The following is a 20,535-nucleotide window of genomic DNA, read 5'->3' as shown; positions in this document are numbered from 1 at the left end:
TGGCGTCGCATAGATGCGGCTGGAATACTGGTTGGGCGCAAGGCGCTCCAGAGCTCGTTAAAATAGACTGAGATACAGACATGCATAAACCCTCGGCACGGTACCCCATGCCAAGGCATTCGATCAAATCGTGCGGGTTAATCCCGGTTCAGCACCAAAGCTGCATCGGACCGCTACCGGATGTATTCATCCGGCAGGGATTGAATGCGCTAGAGGATGAACCAGGCAGCGACACAGACTAGAATGAAAAGAACGGTCGCGGAGAAGAAACCACCAGCAAAAAAGCCGAACGCCATGGCAATCATAAGGGCAACGAGCGCCACCGTGGCCCATTTAACCAGGCCCGCAAAACCGGCATAAGTTTTCTCATGCTCAGCATAGTCCATCGGTGCGCCAAGTTCAGCCGGAGCCGTTGTATGATGTTCTGCCATTTTAGTTCCACCCATTCAGAATTTCCGCCCATACACCGTCATGTTAAGCGAAAATAACTGCAATCTTCAATGTGCGACCGAATAAACCCATGCATTGACAGCAAGGCTTTTCGTCGCAGCTACCCTCTCTCCGCAGAAGCGGTTCCGCAATCTTCGTAAAGCGAAACTACCCCTCTGGCTACATTTAATTGTTTAATATCCGGCGTTGTTTTTAGATTCTTATACCAAAACTCGATGAGTTTGACTCATCGAGTTTTGGTTAAGCCCGTGCGGCGACTGAGCATTTTCAGGGCGTGATGCGTTAGCATCTCAGCGCCCTGGTATTATACGCCGAGACCAGTATATTTCGCCGTCGGCAAAATCGTCAGCGGCACGGAACTGCCGCGCATGTCGCCGAACATCGCTTGGCGTTCATGCGGCTGCGACTTGAAAAACGGAAAACGCACGGCCACCGCATCGCGGATATTGCGAATGGGAGCGGCGCCGAGCCCGACCCTGATTCCATAGCCCTCATGTTCGCGCGCATCGGCCATGACAGAAGTGCCGAAAATGCGCTTGTAGAAGGCCATATGCTCCGGCTTGACCGAGGCCAGGCATTGATCCGCCGAGAAAAATTCAGACGCCATCGCAGCAATGCGCAACGTTATGTAAGGAATGGCCGGATATTCGCTCAAAAGCTCCGGATCAGCGGCAAAACGGGTCGGATCGACAAAATGCATGCCGCTATTAAGCAGCGGATCGAGAATATCGGGGAACAGCGCATAGCTCGTGCCGCGACGATGATCGGGCGTGATGTGATGGATGCGCAGCGTGCTGACCAGTTGCCCGTCCACATATACGCCATAGACAAAGGCATGGCTGTCGCGGTCGATATCATCGACGATCGACGGCACTTCCGCCTCATGCATAACATTACGCGTACGATAGGAACGGTAGCGCAGACGACCGATTTCCTCGAGGTCCTCCGCGTGGACGATGCGGCGATATTCCACCCGATCGAGAAACTGCAACAGCTGTCGCGCGAAATTAGACAATGGCGGTTTATCGCCTGTAACAGCCATATTCGTCATGCAATCGATTTTCCGCACCCCACAAATCAGTGCGCAGAATATGCACCTTTAACAGCGTGTAAAGATATAACTTTGTGCGCTGCCTTCCTATTGCCTTGCAATCAACACTCCGTCGCCACAATTGAACAGCGCTTTTGCGCGCTAAAAGCGGGATGAAAATGCAAAATGGCCCCGTTCCGGGCCATTTTACGCTTCTGCCATAATTTGAAAACGGTCCCTCAAAGCGCGTTGGCGATAGCCTGAAACGCATGCATCGTTTCGTCCTTCATATCCTGTCCGTCGACATTGTAACTGGAATGCGCCGAGGTCTTTGCAATCACCACACCTTTGGCCGGATTGACATAGATGAACTGCCCATAGATGCCGACGGCGCTAAAATCGCCCTGCCAGTCAACCGGCGTCCACCACTGATAACCATAGCCGAAAGGAATCTTGCCAAGCGCATCCTTGCGACCCGGCATCAGATAGGGCGCATCCGGCGTTACCGAATCGTGCACCCATTGCGCGGGTACGAGTTGCTCGCCCTTGAAGTTGCGACCCTCATTAAGATAGAGCAGGCCGAAACGCGCATAGTCACGAAGGACTGCATTCATACCTGCCGAAGCAGCAGCCTCGCCATGCGGGTCCACCGCCCAATATGCATCGGCCTCGGCCCCAAGCTTCGACCAGAGCTTGTCCTTCATGTAATCCTGAAAAGGAACACCGGTTGCGCCCTCCAGAACCAGCCCGAGAACCTGGGTATCCGCCGACACGTAGTGGCTGAGCGTTCCCTGCGGGCGCTCATTTTTCAGATGCGCGGTGAAATTCGTGATCGAGCCGGTCAGAAGCTCGACAGCATATCGAACGATATCGGAATTGAGATCGCCATAGTTCTCGTTGAATCCAATACCGGATGCCATCTGCAGCACGTTCTTGACGGTCACACCTTTGTAACCGCCCTCAGCCAGCACCGGCGCATAGTGGTCGACCGGTTGGTTGATATCGATCAAGCCATCCCGAACGGCATTGCCGACAAGGAAGGAAACAACCGATTTCGAAACCGAAAATGCGATTGACTGGGTCGTCTCGCTATTTCCATGATCATATTCTTCATGAACGATCACACCGTCCTTCAGGACGATGAACCCGGTTGTGCCGCCACGCTGCAGCCAATCGGAAATCTTGCGGGTCTCGCCCTTGTAAACAAAGGTTTCCGGCAGAGGCCGTTCCTCTTTCGGCAGCGGGCTGACCTCGCCCTCACGCGGAATACGCACCGACGGATAGCGGTTGTAAACATTGCGGAAGTTTTCAAAAATTTCCGGTCCCTTGAACATCTGGGCATACTGATAAACAGCCCAGGTTTCGTGGATTTTCCTCCAGAACACAGCCGTGCCGACACCGGCAAGAACAACAAGCCCAATAAAACCATACAAAGCGTAACGCAGAAATCGTTTCATCGCCTCCCCTTAAATAAATGAATTGAATTTTAAATCGACTTTATATAAGTATATTTACATATACTTATATAAATCCTCCTATCGTGATAGTGTCACGATAAAGGAACCGAAAAACATCCCTATTATTTCAATAATATTCGAATTTATGCATTTTGTAAAAGAACCAGTACAGACGAGTTATGTAAAAAACGCGACATGCACTCCAGCCATTCGAAAATTCGGACAACGACAAGGCGCGCGAGCATGTCTCCCGAAAGCGGGAACCGGTTTCGGGATAAAGACATGCGTAAAAACAAACAGATAGAGCATTTTCAAGCCAAGACTGAAAAGCCCTTTACGCGGAAATCAGTCCACCGGACTGACTTCACATCACGCTTCGACGCGCAGGATAATGCGAGACAGTTTTCGCGATGCTGCTGGTTGGGGAATAATCAGGCGACGGTACGTCCGCCGTCGCGGCGCGCCGCGGCCTTTGCGGTCATGGCGCTGATCGCTTCGACAGGCACGGGCATGCCGAGAAGGTAGCCCTGCACGAGATCGGCGCCAGCCGCTACACGGATCAGCGCAAGCTGTTCCTCGGTTTCGACACCTTCGACCGTCACCCCCAGCCCAAGCTCATGCGAGAGCTGGGTAACGCCGCGAAGCAGCATCAGCGACCGCCGGTCGGTGGTAATGTCGCGCACGAAGGAGCGATCGACCTTCACCTTGGTCAGCGGCAAGGTGTTGAGGTAGCTCAGACTGGAATAGCCGGTGCCGAAATCGTCCAGCGCGATATTGATCCCGGCATTCTTGAGCCGCTGCAGCACCATCGAGGTCTTGTTGCGGTCCGAAATGATGGCGCTTTCCGTCACCTCGACTTCCAGGCGATGCGCCGGAAGCCCCGATTTCTGCAACGCATTGGCAATATCGCGCGCGATGTCGCTGCTTTTCAGATCAATGGCCGAAAGATTGACGGACACGCCGATCCGGTCGCCCCAGGACAGACAGTCCGCACAGGCCTGCGCCAGCATGAAACGGGTAATATCGGTGATGATGCCCATTTCCTCGGCAAGCGGAATGAATTCCGCAGGCGGAACGAAGCCAAGCTCCGGATGCTCCCATCGCGCCAGCGCTTCACACGCAACAACGCGCAGGGACTGCGCGCTGACGATAGGCTGATAGACGACCTTGATCTCGCCATGCTCGATGGCAAGCCGCAAGTCGGCTTTGAGTTTCTGGCGCCCGCGATATTTGGTGTCCATCGCATCGATGAAGATCGACCAGGGCTTGTCTTCCCTGCTCTTGGCCTCATAGAGGGCAAGATCGGCGCTGATATGCATGCTGCCGACATCGCATCTTCCGATGTCCTCAAGCGCGATTCCCGCGCTGATATCAATATGAACCTGATCGCCGTCAAGATCGTAAACGCCGGTCACGACAGCCATGATGTGTTCCATCACACCTGTTACATCGGCCTCGCTGCGCAGGTTGAAGACAAAGACCACGAACTCATCTCCGCCGAAGCGCGACGCGACGAAACGCTGCGGATCGAGCGAGTTCAGACGCTCCGCAAACAGGCGCAACAACACGTCGCCGGTATGATGGCCAAGCGTATCGTTGACGTGCTTGAAATGATTAATGTCGATGACAATGAGCGCGGCCTGCGTGCCCTTTTCCTGATGGGCCCGCATCGACCGTACCAGCGTCTCGAAGTAGTTCCTGTTCGGCAGGCCGGTCAGGCCGTCATAACGCGCCATATGCTGGATACGGGCTTCCGCTTCCACGCGCTGCGTCACGTCCTCGAACATCAGAACCGCCCCTTCATTGAGGGTCTGGTTGCCGATACATTCAATATAACGCTGGTTCGAAAGCTGGAAAATGTCGCGCGTGCGCTTGCCGAGCAAAAGATCCTGCATGCGCATATGCACGTTTTTCAGGTCGTTTTGCGGAAACAGCCCCTTCTTGGCGCAATAGCGCAGCAGAACGTCAAGCTTGCGGCCATGCAGCTTGGTGTGCTCGGCGATCTGCAACATCGCCTTGGCCTTGTTGTTGATGACTGCAATGCGCTGCTGGCTGTCGAACATCAGCAGGCCCTGCGGCATGTTGTTGAGCGCCGCATCGAAACGCCCGGCCACGATGGATAAGCGCCGCTTGCCCATGACCGCAGCGAAGAGAAACTCGCGCAGGCCGTTGGCCATCTGGATATTGGACAGGAAATACGGGATCAGCAGCAGGCCGATAATGACGTGAAACGGCGTTCCCGCCAGAATAAGCCCGGCCAGAACCGGAATAAGCGTGCAGGCCGACATCAGGACAACGGCTTTCGCCGAAGCATAGTTGCGGCCCACAATGGACACGACCGAAGCGAGCAGCACGGTCAAGCTGGCAAGTTCGGCGAAGGAATCCCTGAGCACATAACTTGAGAAGAAACACAACATGCCGAGCGTCAGGCAAACGGCGGATGCACCGATCAGATAGCGCGTTTCCCACCGGTCGAGATCGGCATGGGACAGCGACTGCTGCTTTGCCTGGTCGAACTTGTGCATGTCGAAGATGCGGCCGACGGCGATGATGGCGAAGATGCCGCCAAAAACCAGATAGCGCCAGTCGTCAGTTTTCACATAGATGACGACGCAGGCTACAACGTGCGCGAGCAAGCCGAACCAAAGCGTCGTACGATTGCCGTACAGCGCTCTGAGAAAAGATAGCCGCACATCTGCAGGTATCTCAGGTTTACGGCTTTGCCACATTCGATGCATTAATCCCTTACACGGGGAGGCAATATCGCACTAATGACTTAAAAATATCTTTCGGGATATTAAACCACAAGCTGTTACGACAACCACCATAAGATGTATTCAGATATTTTTTAAGGAAAACCACATCCCCACAACCCTTAACGGGCAATTACAACCATAGGCATTTATGTTTTAGTCGTCCTAATATTACTGAAATGGCTATAATGGGAGAAGAGGAACAGGTTAGTTTCCGCGTTCGCGAGAATTAATCCAGATTAGTCGTGGTGGATATTCTACCGCCATACCGCCAACTGCTAGAGAAAAATCCGGCCATACAAGTCACGACGCGGGAAATAACCACCAAAGAAACTTTCCCACCCTGTCAGAGTTGGTGCCCGCCATCCACGGTGATGATCGAACCGGTCATATAGCGGCTGGCATCGGAAGCCAGCATCAGCACAACCCCGTCCAGATCTTCCGGTTCGCCCAGACGCCGCATCGGGTTCCGCCCTTTGAAGTAGCCCCCGGCCGGACCTTGCAGCTGATCTTCATTGATTCGCGTCGGAAACCATCCCGGCGAAATCGCGTTGACGCGAATATCGTGGGCAGCCCATTCGAGCGCCAGCGCCCGCGTCATCTGCGTTACGCAGGCCTTGGACATGGAATAGGCAGCAGCCCCCTTCTGCGGACGCTCGCCCAGAATGCTGGTCGTGTTCACGATGGAGCCGCCCTCACCGCGCTCGATCATGCGGCGCGCTGCTTCCTGCGCCACGAAGAAGGCGCCTGCGACATTGACCTCGAATATATGTTCGAGCATGTCGCGGGTCGTATCGAGCGCGCGTGCCATATGCGCGACCCCGGCATTGTTGAAAAGCGTCGTTATCGGTCCGAAACGGCCTTCCGCCTCGTCGAAAGCGCGAATGATTTCATCCGGATGGGTCACATCCGCCATGATTTCCAGCACTTCGCCACCCGATGGGCAAATGCTTTCGCCTGCATGGGTGCGCGAGATTGAAATCACGCGCGCACCGTGCCCTGCCAGCACATGCACCATTCTGAGGCCCAACCCCGAAGACCCACCCGTCACGGCAATGACCTTGCCCCTGACGGAGAAAAGCTGATCGTCAGTCATTCATCCCCTCAACTGCCAATCCCTCTTTATCACTTTCTAGAATATAGAGATCGGCATTTGAACCATCTTCGAGCGTAAAAATCGGTTCAAATCAACACAATACACAGAAGGCGCGACGAAAGACCCATGGTGCAGCCGCAAGACGACACCTGTTCGTGATTGCGCGACCCATTGCGTAGAAGTAAGGAACAAAGCAAATAGAGCATTTCCAGTTTAGATTGAATCGTTGGAAATGCTCTATCTCGTTGCTTTTACGCATTGTCCTACGCAAAACCGCTTCGCACTTTTGCTGGAAATGCTTTAAGAGCATAATCCGACTGGTGGATACGAACATTATGCCCAAGACTTCTCGCCCTCTCGTCGCCGTGCCGACCGATGTGAAGCCGTTTGAAAACTACACCTGGCACGCAGCACCCCAGCAATATCTGGCAGCCGCGATCGACGTTGCGGAAGTAACCCCGCTTCTGGTGCCGAGCTTCGGTGACAAGATGGATCTCGACGCCATTTTGGATGCGGTCGACGGTGTTCTCATCACGGGTTCCAAATCGAACGTTCACCCTGCCCTTTATGGTGTCGAGCCAAGCACGGCATTCGAGCCCTATGACAATGCTCGCGATGCCACTTCGCTGCCGCTCATCCGGGCCGCCATTGAAAAGGGTGTTCCGGTGCTGGCCATCTGCCGCGGCATACAGGAACTGAACGTCGCGCTGGGCGGCACGCTCGCCACCGAAATCCAGGACCTCGAAGGGCGGATGGATCACCGCGCGCCGGAATCCGAAAGCCAGGCCGAGCGTTTCGCCATCCAGCATCCGATCAAGCTCAACCCGAATTCATGCCTTGCCGAAATCCTGAAAGAAGAAAGCGTGCGCGTGAATTCCGTTCACCGTCAGGCCATCGACAAGCTTGCCCCGCAGCTTGAAGTCGAAGCCGTTGCCGAAGACGGCACGGTAGAGGCCGTTTCGGTCAAGAACGCCAAGGGATTTGTCGTCGGCGTTCAGTGGCACCCGGAATATTGGGTGCATTCCGATGCCCCTTCCCGCAAGATCTTCGAGGCGTTCGGCGATGCGGTGCGCAAGCATAGTTTAGGGCAGTAGGGCAGTAGGGCAGTAGGGCAGTAGGGCAGTAGGGCAGTAGGGCAGAGAAGCATATGATCGTTGCGGTCATCTGCAATCACAACATATTCCCTTACTCCCCTATTCCCTTAACATACTGCCTTATTGCCCTATGGCCTTACTGCCTTAACATGAACCGTCTCCGGCACTGGCGTCAGCGCCGAGCCGGTGTCGAACCATGCGATGAGATTGTCGATCACCAGATTGGCCATGTCACGACGGGTCCGGACCGAGGCCGAGCCGATATGCGGCAGAAGGACCGTGTTCGGCGCATCGAGCAGTGCCTGCGGCACGTGCGGCTCGTTCGCGAAGACATCGAGACCGGCAGCGGCAATCGTCCCGTTCTGCAGCGCTTCGGCAAGCGCGTCTTCATCCACCACCGAACCCCGTCCGATATTGATAAGCACACCTTCCGGACCAAGCGCCTTCAGCACTTCCGCATTCACGGCCTTGGCCGTTTCCGCACCGCCCGGCGCAACCAGAATGAGCGTGTCGACTGCCCCGGCAAGCTCCTTGAGGCTCGGATGATATTCGTAGGCGACATCGGGCGACTTGCGGCGATTGTGATAGGCAATCGGCAGGCCGAATGCCTCGATCCGGTGAGCGACCGCCTTGCCGATGCGGCCAAGGCCGAAAATGCCGACCTTGCGTCCGCGCAGCGAGAGCTTCGACAGCGGGTAGCGGCCTTCCTTGACCCAGTTGCCGGCGCGCAGGAATTCCTGCGACTTCGACAATTCGCGCACCGTGTCGATCAGGAGGCCAATGGTCGTATCCGCCACTTCCTCGGTCAGCACGTCCGGCGTGTTGGTGACCATGACATTTTTCGCACCAGCATGTTTCGCGTCCACCGCGTCGTAGCCGACGCCGAAATTGCCGACGATTTCAAGACCGGGCAAAGCGTCGATCAGCGCCGCATCGACGGTCGACATGCTTGCGATACCCTTCACGTCCTTCGTCCATGCCGCATCCAGAAGTGCCGTGTCGCCGCGCGCGATACGCTGAACATTGAACTCGCCCGAGAGCCTCTGCACAGCATAATCATCAAAATTGCCGAGCACCAGAATAGTCGCGTCGCGTTTTGTCATGGCATTCCTCATGTCGTAGAGCATTTCCAGCAAAAGTGCGCAGCGGTTTAGCGTTGGATAATGCGTAAAGCAAAACCGGTGCGGGGAAATCAGCCGTGTTTTGGCTTGGACGTCGATTGCCGGATATGCAGCTCCGGCTTGATGAGTTCCTGCATCGAAGAAACTTCGACGCCGTTGAGCTGGTCGAGCAGCGCGCGCGCGGCGCGGCGTCCCACTTCACGCTGGCCGTTCCAGACGGTCGTGAGCGCGGGCGTTGCGATGGCCGCTTCCTCAAGGTCGTCATAGCCGGTCACGGAAATGTCCTCGCCCGGCACCAGCCCGGCGCGGGCAATGCCGTTCATCAGGCCGATGGCCGTCAGGTCGTTCCAGCAGACCGCAGCCGTCGGCTTGTCCTTCAGCGCAAGAAATTGTGGCGCGACCTCAAAACCGCCCTGCTTCGTGCGCGGCCCGGCAATACGCCAGTCGGGACGAACTTCAAGGCCAGCCTTGTCCATGGCCTGCACATAGCCGCGATAACGGTCACGGCCTGTCGAGGTCTGGTCCGTACCGCCGATCATGGCGATGCGCGTGTGCCCCAGCGAAATCAGGTGATTGGTGGCAAGACCGATGCCATAGGCGTCGTCCCCCCGGAAAACCGGCGCATGAACACCCTCGACGCTACGCGCAATCAACACGACCGGCAGGCCGTTATCTTCCGCAAGCTGTATATCTTCCGGCGGCGTGCCAATGGCGGGCGACATGATGACCCCGTCCGCGCCGAGCTGCAGAAGCGTATCCATGAAGGTGCGCTGCTTTTCGAGCTGGTCGTAATGGTTGGACAGGATGAAGGTCTGCCGCGACCGGTCCAGTTCCGTTTCGATAGATTTGAGAATTTCCGCGAAGAACGGGTTCATGATGTCATGCACCACGACGCCGACAATGCCGGAGCGTGAGGTGCGCAGGCTCGCAGCGCGACGGTTATAGATATAACCGATGGCGCGGGCATGTTCCTTGATCTTCTCGCGGGTCTGGTCGGCAACGAGGGGACTGTCGCGCAAAGCGAGCGAAACTGTGGCTGTCGAAACACCAAGCGCGTCAGCGATGGTCGATAGCTTTATTTTCTGGGCCAAGTCGCCTCCCCAAAATGGTCCGTGCCGCAGTCGGAGACGCGGCCGCAACCTGACAAGGTGAGACGCGACCGTTCGTCCTGCGAACGGTTATGCCATTGCAAACCTTGAATTGGAAGCATTTTCGATAGCACGCATCTTGAAAAGTGTTTCACGCTTTCCCGCCAAGATGCGCGTCAAAACAAATAGTTAGAGCTCGATAAACGACAGGCCTATTCCACGTCGTCCTCTTCAAGCACTTCCGTTTCAGGCTCATCGGGAATGCGCGTGACACCGCGAAGCGCAAGATTACTCTCCATCCGGCTCAACATCTTGAGGAAGGTCTTGCGATCTTTCTTGTCGAGCCCCTTCAACATGTCCTTCTCGGTCTTGCGAATGGATTTCTCGATCGCCTTGATGGTCTCCAGACCCGTCTGCGTAAGATAGACATGCGACTGGCGCTGATCGGTTTCCGAGGCGCGCTTCGCCACGAACCCCTGCCCCTGCAGACGCGCAATGGTTTTGGTGATGGTCGGCGGACGCACACCCAGCCGCTGTGCAAGCACGCCCGGCGTCAGCCCGTCTTCGGCAGCCAGTTGCAGCATGACCGCATCCTGCCCCGCATAAAGCCCCTGTTCCAGAAGCCGCGTGGCCAGCACCGTCCGCGACAGTCTTGCCACGGATTGCAGCCGGTAAAGTACAACCGCCTTATTGTCCTTGCTCATCGCCACCTCGCCCTTGTTGGCACTTTGATGCGCATCCCGAAAAGCATCCAACGGTTTTCGGACAAGATACGCTGTTCAAAATAAACCAGTTGCTGTCGCCTGATCGATAGTCCCATCCATCCATATATCGTAAAATATTGTCCGACTTATGAAACAACAAGGCCCGGTTGCTGTCATGGCTAACGGACGTTACGCTCTGGGGCTCCATGAAATGAATAAAGCGAGGAAAACATGACCGATCTGCGCGATCAAAACAGCGACATGATTGTCGTCCTGCCCCTTGGCGCTCACGAACAGCATGGGCCTCACCTGCCGTTTGAAACGGATACGATCATCGCCGAAGGCATTGTCGCGCGTGTCAGCGATGCGCTGCCTGCCGAGCTGAACGTCAATTTTCTGCCCGCACAGCCGGTCGGCTATTCCATCGAGCACATGGATACCGACGGAACCCAGAGCCTCGCCTTTGCCGAGGCCGTGAACCAGTGGATCGGCATTGGTGAGAACCTTCATGCCGGCGGCATTCGCAAACTGGTCATGCTGAACGCGCATGGCGGAAACTCGCCATTGATGACAATTGTCGCAACGGAACTGCGCACACGGCTCGACATGCTGGCGGTCGCCACGAGCTGGACCCGCTTCGGCCTGCCGGAGGGCCTGATTAAACCGGAGGAAAAAGCGCTCGATATTCATGGTGGCTTCATCGAGACATCGGTGATGCTGGCGCTGCGCCCCGATCTGGTGGACATGTCGAAAGCACGCAATTTCTCCAACGCCCAGTCACGTTACGCCGAGGAATTCAAGTTCCTGCGCGCCTATGGCCCTCACGCCTTCGGCTGGAAGATGCACGATCTCAACCCGGAAGGGGTTGCAGGCAACGCTGCTGCCGCGACGGCTGAAGCCGGAGAAAAACTGATCGCCAATGCGGTGTCCGGCTTTATCGAATTGCTGCGCGATGTCGACAGGTTCGATCTTGACCGGTTCAAATCGCAACGCCTCGCCAATCAGGCAGGATGATGCACTCGATCACCGCGCAAAGAAAACATACCGAAGCATGGGCGCAATTGCGCCACGCACTCTGGCCCAACACCAGCCTTGAACAGCATCTGCAGGATATTTGCGATACGCTCGATCAAGATAACCCTGATGCTGTAACGTTCATCGCGGAGAGTGCAATCGGCCAGATTGCGGGTTTCGCCGAAGCAGCGTTACGGCGTGACTATGTCAATGGCTGCTCGACATCGCCTGTCCTCTTCCTGGAGGGTATTTTTGTGTCTCCCGAATATCGCCAGCATGGCGTCGCGCGATTGCTTTGCGAAGCAATCGCAAACTGGGGCCGAGAAAAGGGCTGCACTGAATTTGCCTCCGATGTTTCATTTGAAAACCTTGATAGCCAGAACTTTCACGCAGCACTTGGTTTTGATGAAACGGAAAGGGTAATCTTCTATCGGAAATCTCTTTAGGAGATGTGGAATTTGACCTCTGCACCATGACCGGCTTCGAGGAAAGCCACTGCCATCATCGTGAACGGCAACAATGTAATATTATAGCATTGCATATGGCATTCACGCTGCCCTTCCCTTATATGAATTGTCCTATCCGAGGTTTCGGTGCTGTGCCGCTTTGCGTTGGCCGCGCACTGGCCACCTCGGGCCACGTTTTCAAAAGGCCACAACTTCAAGAGGCATAATCATGAGCCAGGCTGAAGCCCAAACCGAAGCTCCGTCTGCAACCGAGACGACCACTGAAGCTGGCCGCATTCCCGTAACCGTTCTGACCGGTTATCTGGGTTCGGGTAAGACCACTCTTCTCAACCGTATCCTGACCGAAAATCACGGCAAGCGTTATGCTGTCATCGTCAACGAGTTCGGCGAGATCGGCATCGACAACGACCTGATCGTCGAGTCGGACGAAGAAATCTACGAAATGAACAATGGCTGCATCTGCTGCACCGTTCGCGGCGACCTGATCCGCGTGGTGGAGGGCCTGATGCGCCGTCCGGGCCGTTTCGACGCGATCGTCGTGGAAACGACCGGCCTTGCCGATCCGGTTCCGGTTGCGCAGACCTTCTTCATGGACGACGACGTGCGCGCCAAGACTGGCCTTGATGCCGTTGTCGCCCTCGTGGATGCCAAGCATCTGCCGCTGCGCCTGAAGGACAGCCGCGAGGCGGAAGACCAGATCGCCTTTGCCGATGTCGTGCTCATCAACAAGACGGACCTCGTGACGCCGCAGGAGCTGGCCACAATCGAAGCAACCGTGCGCGCCATCAACCCGCATGCCATCATCCATCGCACCGAGCGCGCTTCCATCCCGCTCGACCGCGTGCTGGATCGCGGCGCATTCGACCTGAAGCGCGTTCTGGACAACGATCCGCACTTCCTCGACCATGACCATGACCATCCCGATCACGTATGCGGACCGGATTGCGACCACGATCATGACCATCATGGTCACGACCATGGACATCATCATGCCCATGATCACGATCATCATGACCACCATCACGACCATGACCATGTGTGCGGTCCCGACTGCGATCATGACCACGATCACGCCTCGCCGATCCATGATGTGACGGTGAAGTCAGTATCGCTCAGGGCTGGTGAAATCGACCCGGCGAAATTCTTCCCGTGGATTCAGAACATCACTCAGACGCAGGGACCGAACATTCTGCGCCTCAAGGGCATCATCGCTTTCAAGGACGATCCGGATCGCTATGTGGTCCAGGGCGTGCACATGATTATCGAGGGCGACCATCAGCGCGCCTGGAAGGAAGACGAAAAGCGTGAAAGTCGCCTCGTCTTCATCGGACGTGAACTCGACCCCGCCGCCCTGAAGGCCGGTTTCGAAAACAGTCAGGCCCGATGAAGCGGTTCTGGTTCCAATCGAACCGGGAAACCGCTTAACCGCCTATTTCTATGCATTTCCGGCAAAACCGCTTCTGCTGGAAATGTTCTCATCAATAAACAATACCGGAAGCCGATGCCTACAGTAGCTCCGCTCGACCTTGAAGGTCATTGTCTCTATGCGCGCTTTATCAGCGGCATTCCTTTCTTCGCAATGGCCGATGGCTCGATCCATCAGCTCAATAACGGCAGCAAGACCTCTGCAGCCCATGACGGGCTGTTGAGCGCAACCGTTTCCGTTGACGGAAAGTCGCTCATCACTGGCGGCGAAGACGGTCGCGTGTGCCGTACCGACGTCGATGGGACGGTGACCGAACTTGCGAAGATACCGCGCAAATGGATGACCGCTGTCGCAGCAGGCCCCGGCGGAACTGTCGGTTTTGCATCGGGTCGCACTGCCTGGGTGCGCACGTCCGACGGCAAGGTGCAGGAATTTGCGCAGGAGCGCAGCGTCGAAGGCATAGCCTTTGCGCCAAAGGGCCAGCGGCTGGCAATTGCCCGCTATAATGGCGCAACCCTGATCTGGACCGGAACGGCGGCAAAACCCGTTGAACTGGAATGGAAGGGCGCGCATATCGGCGTGATCTTCTCGCCCGATGGCCGCTTCCTCATCACCTCGATGCAGGAAAATGCCCTGCATGGCTGGCGCCTCGAAGATACGAAGCACATGCGCATGACCGGCTATCCCGCGAAGGTGAAGGACTGGTCGTGGAGCGCCAAGGCCAAGTGGCTCGCCACTTCAGGCGCCCCGGCAGCAATCGTCTGGCCTTTTGCGGGCAAGGACGGCCCGATGGGCAAGGCTCCTCTGGAACTCGGCCTTCGTGGCGACAGCATGGTGACATCGGTTGCCTGCCATCCGGTCGAGGACATTGCCGCCATCGGCTATAATGACGGCATGATCCTGATCGTGCGTTTCGCCGACAGCAAGGAAGTTCTGCTGCGCCGCCCCGGCAAGGGCGCGATCACCAGCATGGGCTGGGATGAACAGGGCCACCGCCTCGTCTTCGGCTCGGAGGCCGGTGATTGCGGTGTGGTTTCGATAGCGGATTAGAGCGCATCCCGAAAAGTGTGAAACGGTTTTCGGGATGCGCGTAAAAACAAATGATTAGAGCGCCGATCTGATTCAATCAGATCGAAACGCGCTCTAGACCCTGAACAGAAACTGTAGTCGCGGGGGAAACGGTCCAATGGACTGATTCCCCGTTTCATCCACACAAGTGGACTGCTTGCAGATCCTCAGACCTGATCGTTTCGTTTGGCGCGCGCCACGCCGAAAAGACCAGAGATCACCAGCGCCACGCCGACGCCCATCACCCCGTAACCCAATGCATTCGACGCAATGTCGCTCTGATTGGCGGAGGCAATGGCTGCGGCAGCTTGCGATGCGCCAGAGCCACCGGCCTTTGCATCCATCATAGCGACCATGCCCGGCTCGTTGCATTTCGGCAGCAACGACGATTTGGCATCGGCATTGTCACCATAAATATTCTGGATGATTTGTTCGCAGCGCTGTTGATCGGCGCTGGAAACAGACGAGCCGCTTGCCTGATAATAAAATCCGCCTGCCACGAGAGCTGCGCCGATAACGGCCATCAGAACAGACGAACCTTTAGAACTTCTTCGAATCATACGATTTCCTTATTTAAATCTAGAATAGCTAATAGATCACACCGGCAACGGACCAACAATCGCAATCAATCCGCAGCGGTTTTATCCTGTTCATGCAGGAGGAAGAGAATTTCAGTATGCTTTCACGTCGTTCTATTGTCCTCGGCGGAGTATCGGCAGTCTTTTCGACGTCCCTGCTCGTCGAAAAGACTTTCGCAACCGCCCCTGCGGCTGAGGTCGAACCATGGGCGCAAAAGCTGATTGCAGCGGCGGAAAGCCAGGTGGGAACGACGGTTCGCTATGACCCCGCCTATACGCAGTTGAAATATCCCGGCGGGGACGTTCCTCTCGATCGAGGCGTCTGTACGGATGTCATCATCCGCGCCTATCGACAGGCGTTGAATGCGGACCTGCAGGCCCTGGTCCATAACGATATGCGGAAAGCTTTCACGCAATATCCGAGAAACTGGGGCCTGAAGCGCCCCGACCCGAATATTGACCACCGTCGCGTGCCGAACCTTGCCGTGTTTTTCAACAGGAGCAATGCGGCTTTACCGGTTACAAAAGCCGCACAGGATTATCGTCCGGGCGACCTCGTTGCACAGATGCTTCCGGGAAACCTGCCGCATATAGCCATCGTTACACAGCGCTATAACGCCGAGGGCACACGTCCTTTGGTTGTTCACAATATTGGTGCGGGAACCCGGGTTGAAGACCGGCTGTTTGAGTTCCCCATTACCGGCCACTTTCGCTATCGCCCAAATGCATGAAGCAAAGCCCGATCAAGGAGACTGACCGGGCTTCAATCAAGTCGATATTATTGTCCGCGTCTTGCAACCGCAGGCGCGCCATCTGGTCCGAGCGATGCCACCCATTGAGTGATGGCGGCGATATCCTTTTCACCCAGCATATGATCCGCATCGATGGTGCGGGCATCCACGCGGGCGCCACCCGAGCGCAGAAGTGCGGAAAGCGCTGGGGCAAACGGTGAGTAGAGCTTGTCTTCCTCACCCGTAATGGTCAAAACGCGCGCCTTGCTCAGATTGGCGACGGGGGCATTGTCCAGAACTGGCATCGAACGCATCAGAACCGCGCGCTTCACCAGATCGGGATGCAGCATCATGGTCGCCGCCAGAAGATTGGCGCCGTTCGAATAGCCCACGAAGGTTGCATGGGTGAGATCGAGGTCCTTGTCGTCGGCCAGACGGGTCAGGAAAGTCACGAAGGCATTGGCTTCGAGCTTCACATCCTTCTGGTCGAACTTGACCGGCGAGATGCGCTTGTACCAGCGTGTACCGCCGTCCTGCATCACGCGACCGCGAATGCCGAGCAGCGTGGCGCGCGGCCATATCTTGGAAGCCAGCGGCACAAGGCTGGTTTCGTTCCCGCCCGAACCGTGCAGCAGGATCACCAGTTCATTCGAAGCATTTTCCGGCTTGTAGAAACGGTGGATGAACTGCTTGCTGCGCGAAAAATTCTGCTCCGGGGTTGTTTCCGTGTCCATCTTCTTCTCGCGCATTGTAACGCCTTCACCGAGCTTGGGAGCGCCCTGCTCTTCTTTCATCGATGCGGCAATAGCGTTCAGAGCCTTGCCCTGACCGTTCGTCGAAACAGGCTGTCCTTCGGCCAAAGCCGAGCCAGCCGTCACCGTGAGTGCAGCTGCCGCCAAAGCGGCAATAAACATCTTCTTTACCATGATCTCAACATAGCCAATGAGACGTTAACGAAGGTTTGAAGGCAGCTCTTCCCGGGTGCGTCCCCACCCCTGCCGGCGATAATAATTTTATCCGACACATCTGTCCGAAATTGCTTCAGGCTCTTTCGGGATGCACTAATGTAATGCCGTTAACAGCAGAGTTTTAGCGAGAATATGGCAGAATGCACGAAAAGTTACATCGTGTTACAATTCTGTTACGCTTTCACGCGGTTTCAACAATGCGTGAACAAGGGGCAGGTCCCAAATTATCCACGCTTTTGACGCGTTTACGTGGGAACCTATCTGCAACTTGAGGGTCAATTGTTTTGGAAGTGGGAGTGACCATGAGCAGCTTTAAACCGGGGCGTTTTTCATCCGCCCGCCTCACTTACGATGCGGTGACGCCCAAAAGCCTCTACCTGAACCGTCGCTCTTTCATGGTCGGCGCGGGTGCTCTGGCCGCTGCCGGTGTCGCATCGTCGGCTTTTGCCGAACCGCTCAAGGCAAAGGCTTCCGCCTATAAGGTGGATGAGAAGCTGACGCCGCAGGATGCTGTCACGACCTACAATAATTTCTACGAGTTTGGCACGGACAAGAGCGACCCTTCCGCCAATTCCGGCAATTACAAGCCGCTGCCGTGGAAGCTCACCGTCGACGGCCTCGTGAAACAGCCGAAGGAATTCGACATTCAGGAACTGATTGCCAGCATGCCGCTTGAAGAGCGTATCTATCGGATGCGTTGCGTCGAGGCATGGTCGATGGTCATTCCGTGGATCGGGTTTCCGCTCGCAAGCCTTCTGTCGCAGGTGGAACCGCTTGGTTCCGCCAAATACATCGCCTTTACCGGCGTCGTGCGACCGGAAGAAATGCCGGGCCAGACCGGTCTCTTTCAGGTTCTCGACTGGCCCTATATCGAGGGCCTGCGCCTCGATGAGGCCAATCATCCGCTGACGATTCTTTCGGTCGGCCTTTACGGCGAGACATTGCCCAATGCGAACGGCGCGCCGATCCGGCTCGTGGTGCCCTGGAAATACGGTTTCAAGGGGATCAAGGCGATCACGAAGATCAGCTTTGTCGAAAAGCAGCCGCCAACCTCGTGGCAGCAGCAGGCGGCCAACGAATATGGCTTCTATGCCAATGTGAACCCGGAGGTCGATCATCCGCGCTGGAGCCAGGCGACCGAACGGCGCATCGGCGAAAGCGGTTTTTTGGGTTCGGGCCGCCGCCCTACATTGCCGTTCAATGGCTATGGCGAGGAAGTCGCATCGCTTTACGCGGGCATGGACCTGAAGGCGAATTACTGACATGGCAGCAGCGACCCAGACGGTTAAAAAGAAGACAGCTCGTCCCGGCGAATGGAAGATCTGGTTGCTTTATGCGGTCGGTTTCGTCCCGGCCGTCTGGACGTTCTATCTGGGTGCAAGCGGCAATCTTGGTGCCGATCCGGTCAAGACTTTCGAACACACGCTTGGCCTTTGGGCTCTGCGTTTTTTGATTCTGACCCTGATGGTAACGCCGATCCGCGACCTGACCGGCATGGCTTTTCTGCGCTATCGCCGGGCGCTCGGTCTGCTCGCCTTCTATTATGCGCTGATGCACTTCGCCACCTATATGGTGCTGGATCAGGGCCTGAACATTTCCGCCATCGTCACCGATATCGTGCGACGGCCTTTCATTACCATCGGCATGATTAGCCTGGTCCTGCTGGTGCCGCTGGCGCTGACCTCCAACAACTGGTCGATCCGCAAGCTCGGCCGCCGCTGGAACAGCCTGCACAAGCTGGTCTATGTCGCAATCGCAGGCGGCGCGATCCATTTCGTCATGTCGGTGAAGAGTTGGCCTGCCGAACCGGTCATCTATGCCGGGATCGTCAGCGCGCTGCTTTTATGGCGTCTGGTGCGCCCTCACGCCCGCAACCGCAAGCCCATTTCCCGCCCACGCGGCGAAGCAATGGCGGTAAAGAAATAAGCCCTGGCACGCCAATAACTTTCTACGGTTTCTAATGTAGAAACTTAAATTTACTATTCTAACGGTTCCCCCATGACATAGGGATGCAAATCATGTCAGTATCCCGCCGATTTCCGCACACAGAATAATTCCTGGCAGCGGCAACCGACGAATACGGAATGCATATGTCATCTCTCCTGAAATCGGCTCCCGTCCGCATCGCAGGCAAGTTCGTCTTCATTTTATTCGTCCTTATCTTTGCGATATGGGCCAGCTTCGCCATGTGGTTCCAGTTGCCCTTCGGCGATGCCATGCGCGGATCGATTATCGCCGTGTGGCTTCTGATCTCGCTCGGGGTCATTGCAGGCGAAAGGCATTATAGCTGCTGGCGCAGGCGGCTGGTCTTCTGCCTTCTGGCGCTGGTGATGCTGGGGGCATGGTCCACCGTCCGCCCCTCCCTCAACCGCATATGGGCGCCCGACGTTGCCCGCACGGTGACGGGACAGATCAATGGCGACATTGTCACCCTTTCCAATGTCCGTGACTTCATCTGGCGGACGACGGAAGATTTTACGCCCAACTGGAAAGAGGAAACCTACGATCTCAGCAAGATCGCAACGGTAGACGTCTTTCTTTCCTACTGGTCAGGCCCGGCAATCGCCCATACGCTTCTGTCATTCGGTTTCGAGGATGGCCGTCATGTGGTCTTTTCCGGTGAAATCCGTCGCGAGCACCATGAGGTCTATTCGCCAATCGCGGGCTTCTTCCGCAAATACGAGCTGGCGATGATTGCCGCCGAAGAGCAGGACATCATTTATCTGCGCACCAATGTCCGCAAGGAAAACGTCTATCGCTATCGCGTGAAGCTGCCGCCTGTGGGCGCGCGCGAACTGTTCCTGTCCTATGTCGAGCTTGGCAATGAGCTGGCGGAGCAACCGAAATTCTATAATACGCTGACCGCGAACTGCACCACGATCATCTTCCACATGGCGCGGGTGCTGGACCCGACCTTCCCGTTCGATTACCGCATTCTTTTGTCGGGCTACCTGCCCGGCTATCTGCACGATCACGGCTGGATCGAGAATGGCGGCACGTTGGAGGAAGCACGGGAACGCGCATCTATAGATGCAAGGGCGCTTGCAGGCGGACGCGACGGCTTTTCGCAACGTATCCGCGAATAAAAAATCCGCCGAAGCGACTGCTCCGGCGGATTTTCAGGTCAATCAAAAACAGCTCATACTGCAGCGGTGATGATGATTTCAACCTTGTAGTCAGGCGTTGCCAGCGCAGCTTCGCCGGTGGCGCGGGCAGGCGTGTGAGCCGGATCGACCCATGCGTCCCAGACAGCGTTCATTTCGCCAAAGTCCTTCATATCGGCAAGCCAGATGATGGCCTGAAGGATCTTGGTCTTGTCGGAACCCACTTCCTTGAGGAGGCGGTCCACCTCGGCCAGAACGGCCTTGGTCTGTTCGGTAACGCTGGCGCCCGGATTTCCCACCTGACCGGCGAGATAAACGGTGTTGCCGTGAATTACGGCCTGGCTCATGCGCGGACCGACTCCGATGCGACGGATGCTCATGGTGAA

The 20,535-nt window shown here is 56.3% G+C and carries 20 protein-coding genes; 9 read left to right on the top strand and 11 right to left on the bottom strand.

Annotation, left to right across the window (positions count from 1 at the left end; translation table 11 throughout):
- Window positions 1-209: 209 nt before the first annotated feature.
- From F9K94_RS20600 to F9K94_RS20580, 5 genes are all read right to left on the bottom strand, one after another.
- Complete coding sequence (locus F9K94_RS20600) at window positions 210-431, bottom strand: aa3-type cytochrome c oxidase subunit IV (protein ID WP_061345780.1); 222 nt, start codon at window positions 429-431, stop codon at window positions 210-212.
- Between the two features lie 323 nt (window positions 432-754).
- Window positions 755-1,501 (bottom strand): N-acyl amino acid synthase FeeM domain-containing protein, encoded by a 747-nt coding sequence (locus F9K94_RS20595; RefSeq protein ID WP_151648117.1) that lies wholly within the window; start codon window positions 1,499-1,501, stop codon window positions 755-757.
- A 218-nt stretch (window positions 1,502-1,719) separates the two neighbouring features.
- Window positions 1,720-2,937, bottom strand: a complete 1,218-nt coding sequence (locus F9K94_RS20590) for a serine hydrolase domain-containing protein (RefSeq protein ID WP_151648115.1) — start codon at window positions 2,935-2,937, stop codon at window positions 1,720-1,722.
- A 431-nt stretch (window positions 2,938-3,368) separates the two neighbouring features.
- The gene (locus F9K94_RS20585) at window positions 3,369-5,666 is read right to left on the bottom strand and encodes a putative bifunctional diguanylate cyclase/phosphodiesterase (RefSeq protein ID WP_061345777.1); all 2,298 of its coding nucleotides are present in this window, start codon (window positions 5,664-5,666) and stop codon (window positions 3,369-3,371) included.
- A 370-nt stretch (window positions 5,667-6,036) separates the two neighbouring features.
- Window positions 6,037-6,786 carry an SDR family NAD(P)-dependent oxidoreductase gene (locus F9K94_RS20580; RefSeq protein WP_109988708.1) on the bottom strand — a complete coding sequence of 250 codons (750 nt, stop codon included), beginning with the start codon at window positions 6,784-6,786 and terminating at the stop codon, window positions 6,037-6,039.
- 335 nt (window positions 6,787-7,121) lie between these two features.
- On the opposite strand from F9K94_RS20580, the gene F9K94_RS20575 reads away from it, so the two are divergent.
- Window positions 7,122-7,880 carry a gamma-glutamyl-gamma-aminobutyrate hydrolase family protein gene (locus F9K94_RS20575; protein WP_151648112.1) on the top strand — a complete coding sequence of 253 codons (759 nt, stop codon included), beginning with the start codon at window positions 7,122-7,124 and terminating at the stop codon, window positions 7,878-7,880.
- 128 nt (window positions 7,881-8,008) lie between these two features.
- Here the strand turns inward: F9K94_RS20575 and F9K94_RS20570 are convergent, their stop codons facing one another.
- The 3 genes from F9K94_RS20570 to F9K94_RS20560 all read right to left on the bottom strand — a co-directional run bounded on the left by F9K94_RS20570 (window position 8,009) and on the right by F9K94_RS20560 (window position 10,793).
- Window positions 8,009-8,983 carry a 2-hydroxyacid dehydrogenase gene (locus F9K94_RS20570; RefSeq protein ID WP_151648110.1) on the bottom strand — a complete coding sequence of 325 codons (975 nt, stop codon included), beginning with the start codon at window positions 8,981-8,983 and terminating at the stop codon, window positions 8,009-8,011.
- Between the two features lie 89 nt (window positions 8,984-9,072).
- Complete coding sequence (locus F9K94_RS20565) at window positions 9,073-10,092, bottom strand: LacI family DNA-binding transcriptional regulator (RefSeq protein ID WP_061345620.1); 1,020 nt, start codon at window positions 10,090-10,092, stop codon at window positions 9,073-9,075.
- Window positions 10,093-10,301: 209 nt separating this feature from the next.
- Window positions 10,302-10,793: a MarR family winged helix-turn-helix transcriptional regulator gene (locus F9K94_RS20560; protein WP_012091455.1), complete on the bottom strand. Its 492-nt coding sequence runs from the start codon at window positions 10,791-10,793 to the stop codon at window positions 10,302-10,304.
- Between the two features lie 231 nt (window positions 10,794-11,024).
- On the opposite strand from F9K94_RS20560, the gene F9K94_RS20555 reads away from it, so the two are divergent.
- The 4 genes from F9K94_RS20555 to F9K94_RS20540 all read left to right on the top strand — a co-directional run bounded on the left by F9K94_RS20555 (window position 11,025) and on the right by F9K94_RS20540 (window position 14,750).
- The gene (locus tag F9K94_RS20555) at window positions 11,025-11,807 is read left to right on the top strand and encodes a creatininase family protein (protein ID WP_151648108.1); all 783 of its coding nucleotides are present in this window, start codon (window positions 11,025-11,027) and stop codon (window positions 11,805-11,807) included.
- Window positions 11,804-12,253: an aminoglycoside 6'-N-acetyltransferase gene (aac(6'), locus tag F9K94_RS20550; protein ID WP_407922059.1), complete on the top strand. Its 450-nt coding sequence runs from the start codon at window positions 11,804-11,806 to the stop codon at window positions 12,251-12,253. Before F9K94_RS20555 ends, aac(6') begins: the two co-directional genes overlap by 4 nt.
- Window positions 12,254-12,482: 229 nt before the next feature.
- Complete coding sequence (locus F9K94_RS20545; protein ID WP_151648106.1) at window positions 12,483-13,661, top strand: CobW family GTP-binding protein; 1,179 nt, start codon at window positions 12,483-12,485, stop codon at window positions 13,659-13,661.
- 114 nt (window positions 13,662-13,775) lie between these two features.
- Window positions 13,776-14,750: a WD40 repeat domain-containing protein gene (locus F9K94_RS20540; RefSeq protein ID WP_151648104.1), complete on the top strand. Its 975-nt coding sequence runs from the start codon at window positions 13,776-13,778 to the stop codon at window positions 14,748-14,750.
- 185 nt (window positions 14,751-14,935) lie between these two features.
- Here F9K94_RS20540 and F9K94_RS20535 read toward each other — a convergent pair whose 3' ends face one another.
- Window positions 14,936-15,328: a hypothetical protein gene (locus F9K94_RS20535; protein ID WP_061345615.1), complete on the bottom strand. Its 393-nt coding sequence runs from the start codon at window positions 15,326-15,328 to the stop codon at window positions 14,936-14,938.
- Window positions 15,329-15,444: 116 nt separating this feature from the next.
- Between F9K94_RS20535 and F9K94_RS20530 the strand changes: the two genes are divergently transcribed.
- Window positions 15,445-16,077: a DUF1287 domain-containing protein gene (locus F9K94_RS20530; RefSeq protein ID WP_192799544.1), complete on the top strand. Its 633-nt coding sequence runs from the start codon at window positions 15,445-15,447 to the stop codon at window positions 16,075-16,077.
- A gap of 47 nt (window positions 16,078-16,124) precedes the next feature.
- Here F9K94_RS20530 and F9K94_RS20525 read toward each other — a convergent pair whose 3' ends face one another.
- Window positions 16,125-17,003, bottom strand: a complete 879-nt coding sequence (locus F9K94_RS20525) for an alpha/beta hydrolase (RefSeq protein ID WP_151648100.1) — start codon at window positions 17,001-17,003, stop codon at window positions 16,125-16,127.
- Window positions 17,004-17,347: 344 nt separating this feature from the next.
- On the opposite strand from F9K94_RS20525, the gene msrP reads away from it, so the two are divergent.
- The 3 genes from msrP to F9K94_RS20510 all read left to right on the top strand — a co-directional run bounded on the left by msrP (window position 17,348) and on the right by F9K94_RS20510 (window position 20,131).
- A complete protein-coding gene (gene msrP, locus F9K94_RS20520; protein ID WP_151648098.1) occupies window positions 17,348-18,307 on the top strand; it encodes a protein-methionine-sulfoxide reductase catalytic subunit MsrP in 960 nt (319 codons plus the stop codon).
- 1 nt (window position 18,308) lies between these two features.
- Complete coding sequence (msrQ, locus tag F9K94_RS20515; protein WP_151648096.1) at window positions 18,309-18,971, top strand: protein-methionine-sulfoxide reductase heme-binding subunit MsrQ; 663 nt, start codon at window positions 18,309-18,311, stop codon at window positions 18,969-18,971.
- 164 nt (window positions 18,972-19,135) lie between these two features.
- On the top strand, window positions 19,136-20,131 hold the full coding sequence (locus F9K94_RS20510) for an Lnb N-terminal periplasmic domain-containing protein (protein WP_192799543.1): 996 nt from the start codon (window positions 19,136-19,138) through the stop codon (window positions 20,129-20,131).
- A 53-nt stretch (window positions 20,132-20,184) separates the two neighbouring features.
- On the opposite strand, the gene F9K94_RS20505 is transcribed toward F9K94_RS20510, so the two are convergent.
- Window positions 20,185-20,529 (bottom strand): RidA family protein, encoded by a 345-nt coding sequence (locus F9K94_RS20505; RefSeq protein WP_061345609.1) that lies wholly within the window; start codon window positions 20,527-20,529, stop codon window positions 20,185-20,187.
- Window positions 20,530-20,535: the final 6 nt, after the last annotated feature.

It is taken from the genome of Brucella tritici (genome assembly GCF_008932285.1).
GTDB lineage: Bacteria > Pseudomonadota > Alphaproteobacteria > Rhizobiales > Rhizobiaceae > Brucella > Brucella tritici.
Note: the sequence above shows the minus strand (reverse complement) of the source record. Positions and strands in the feature narration are given on the sequence as shown.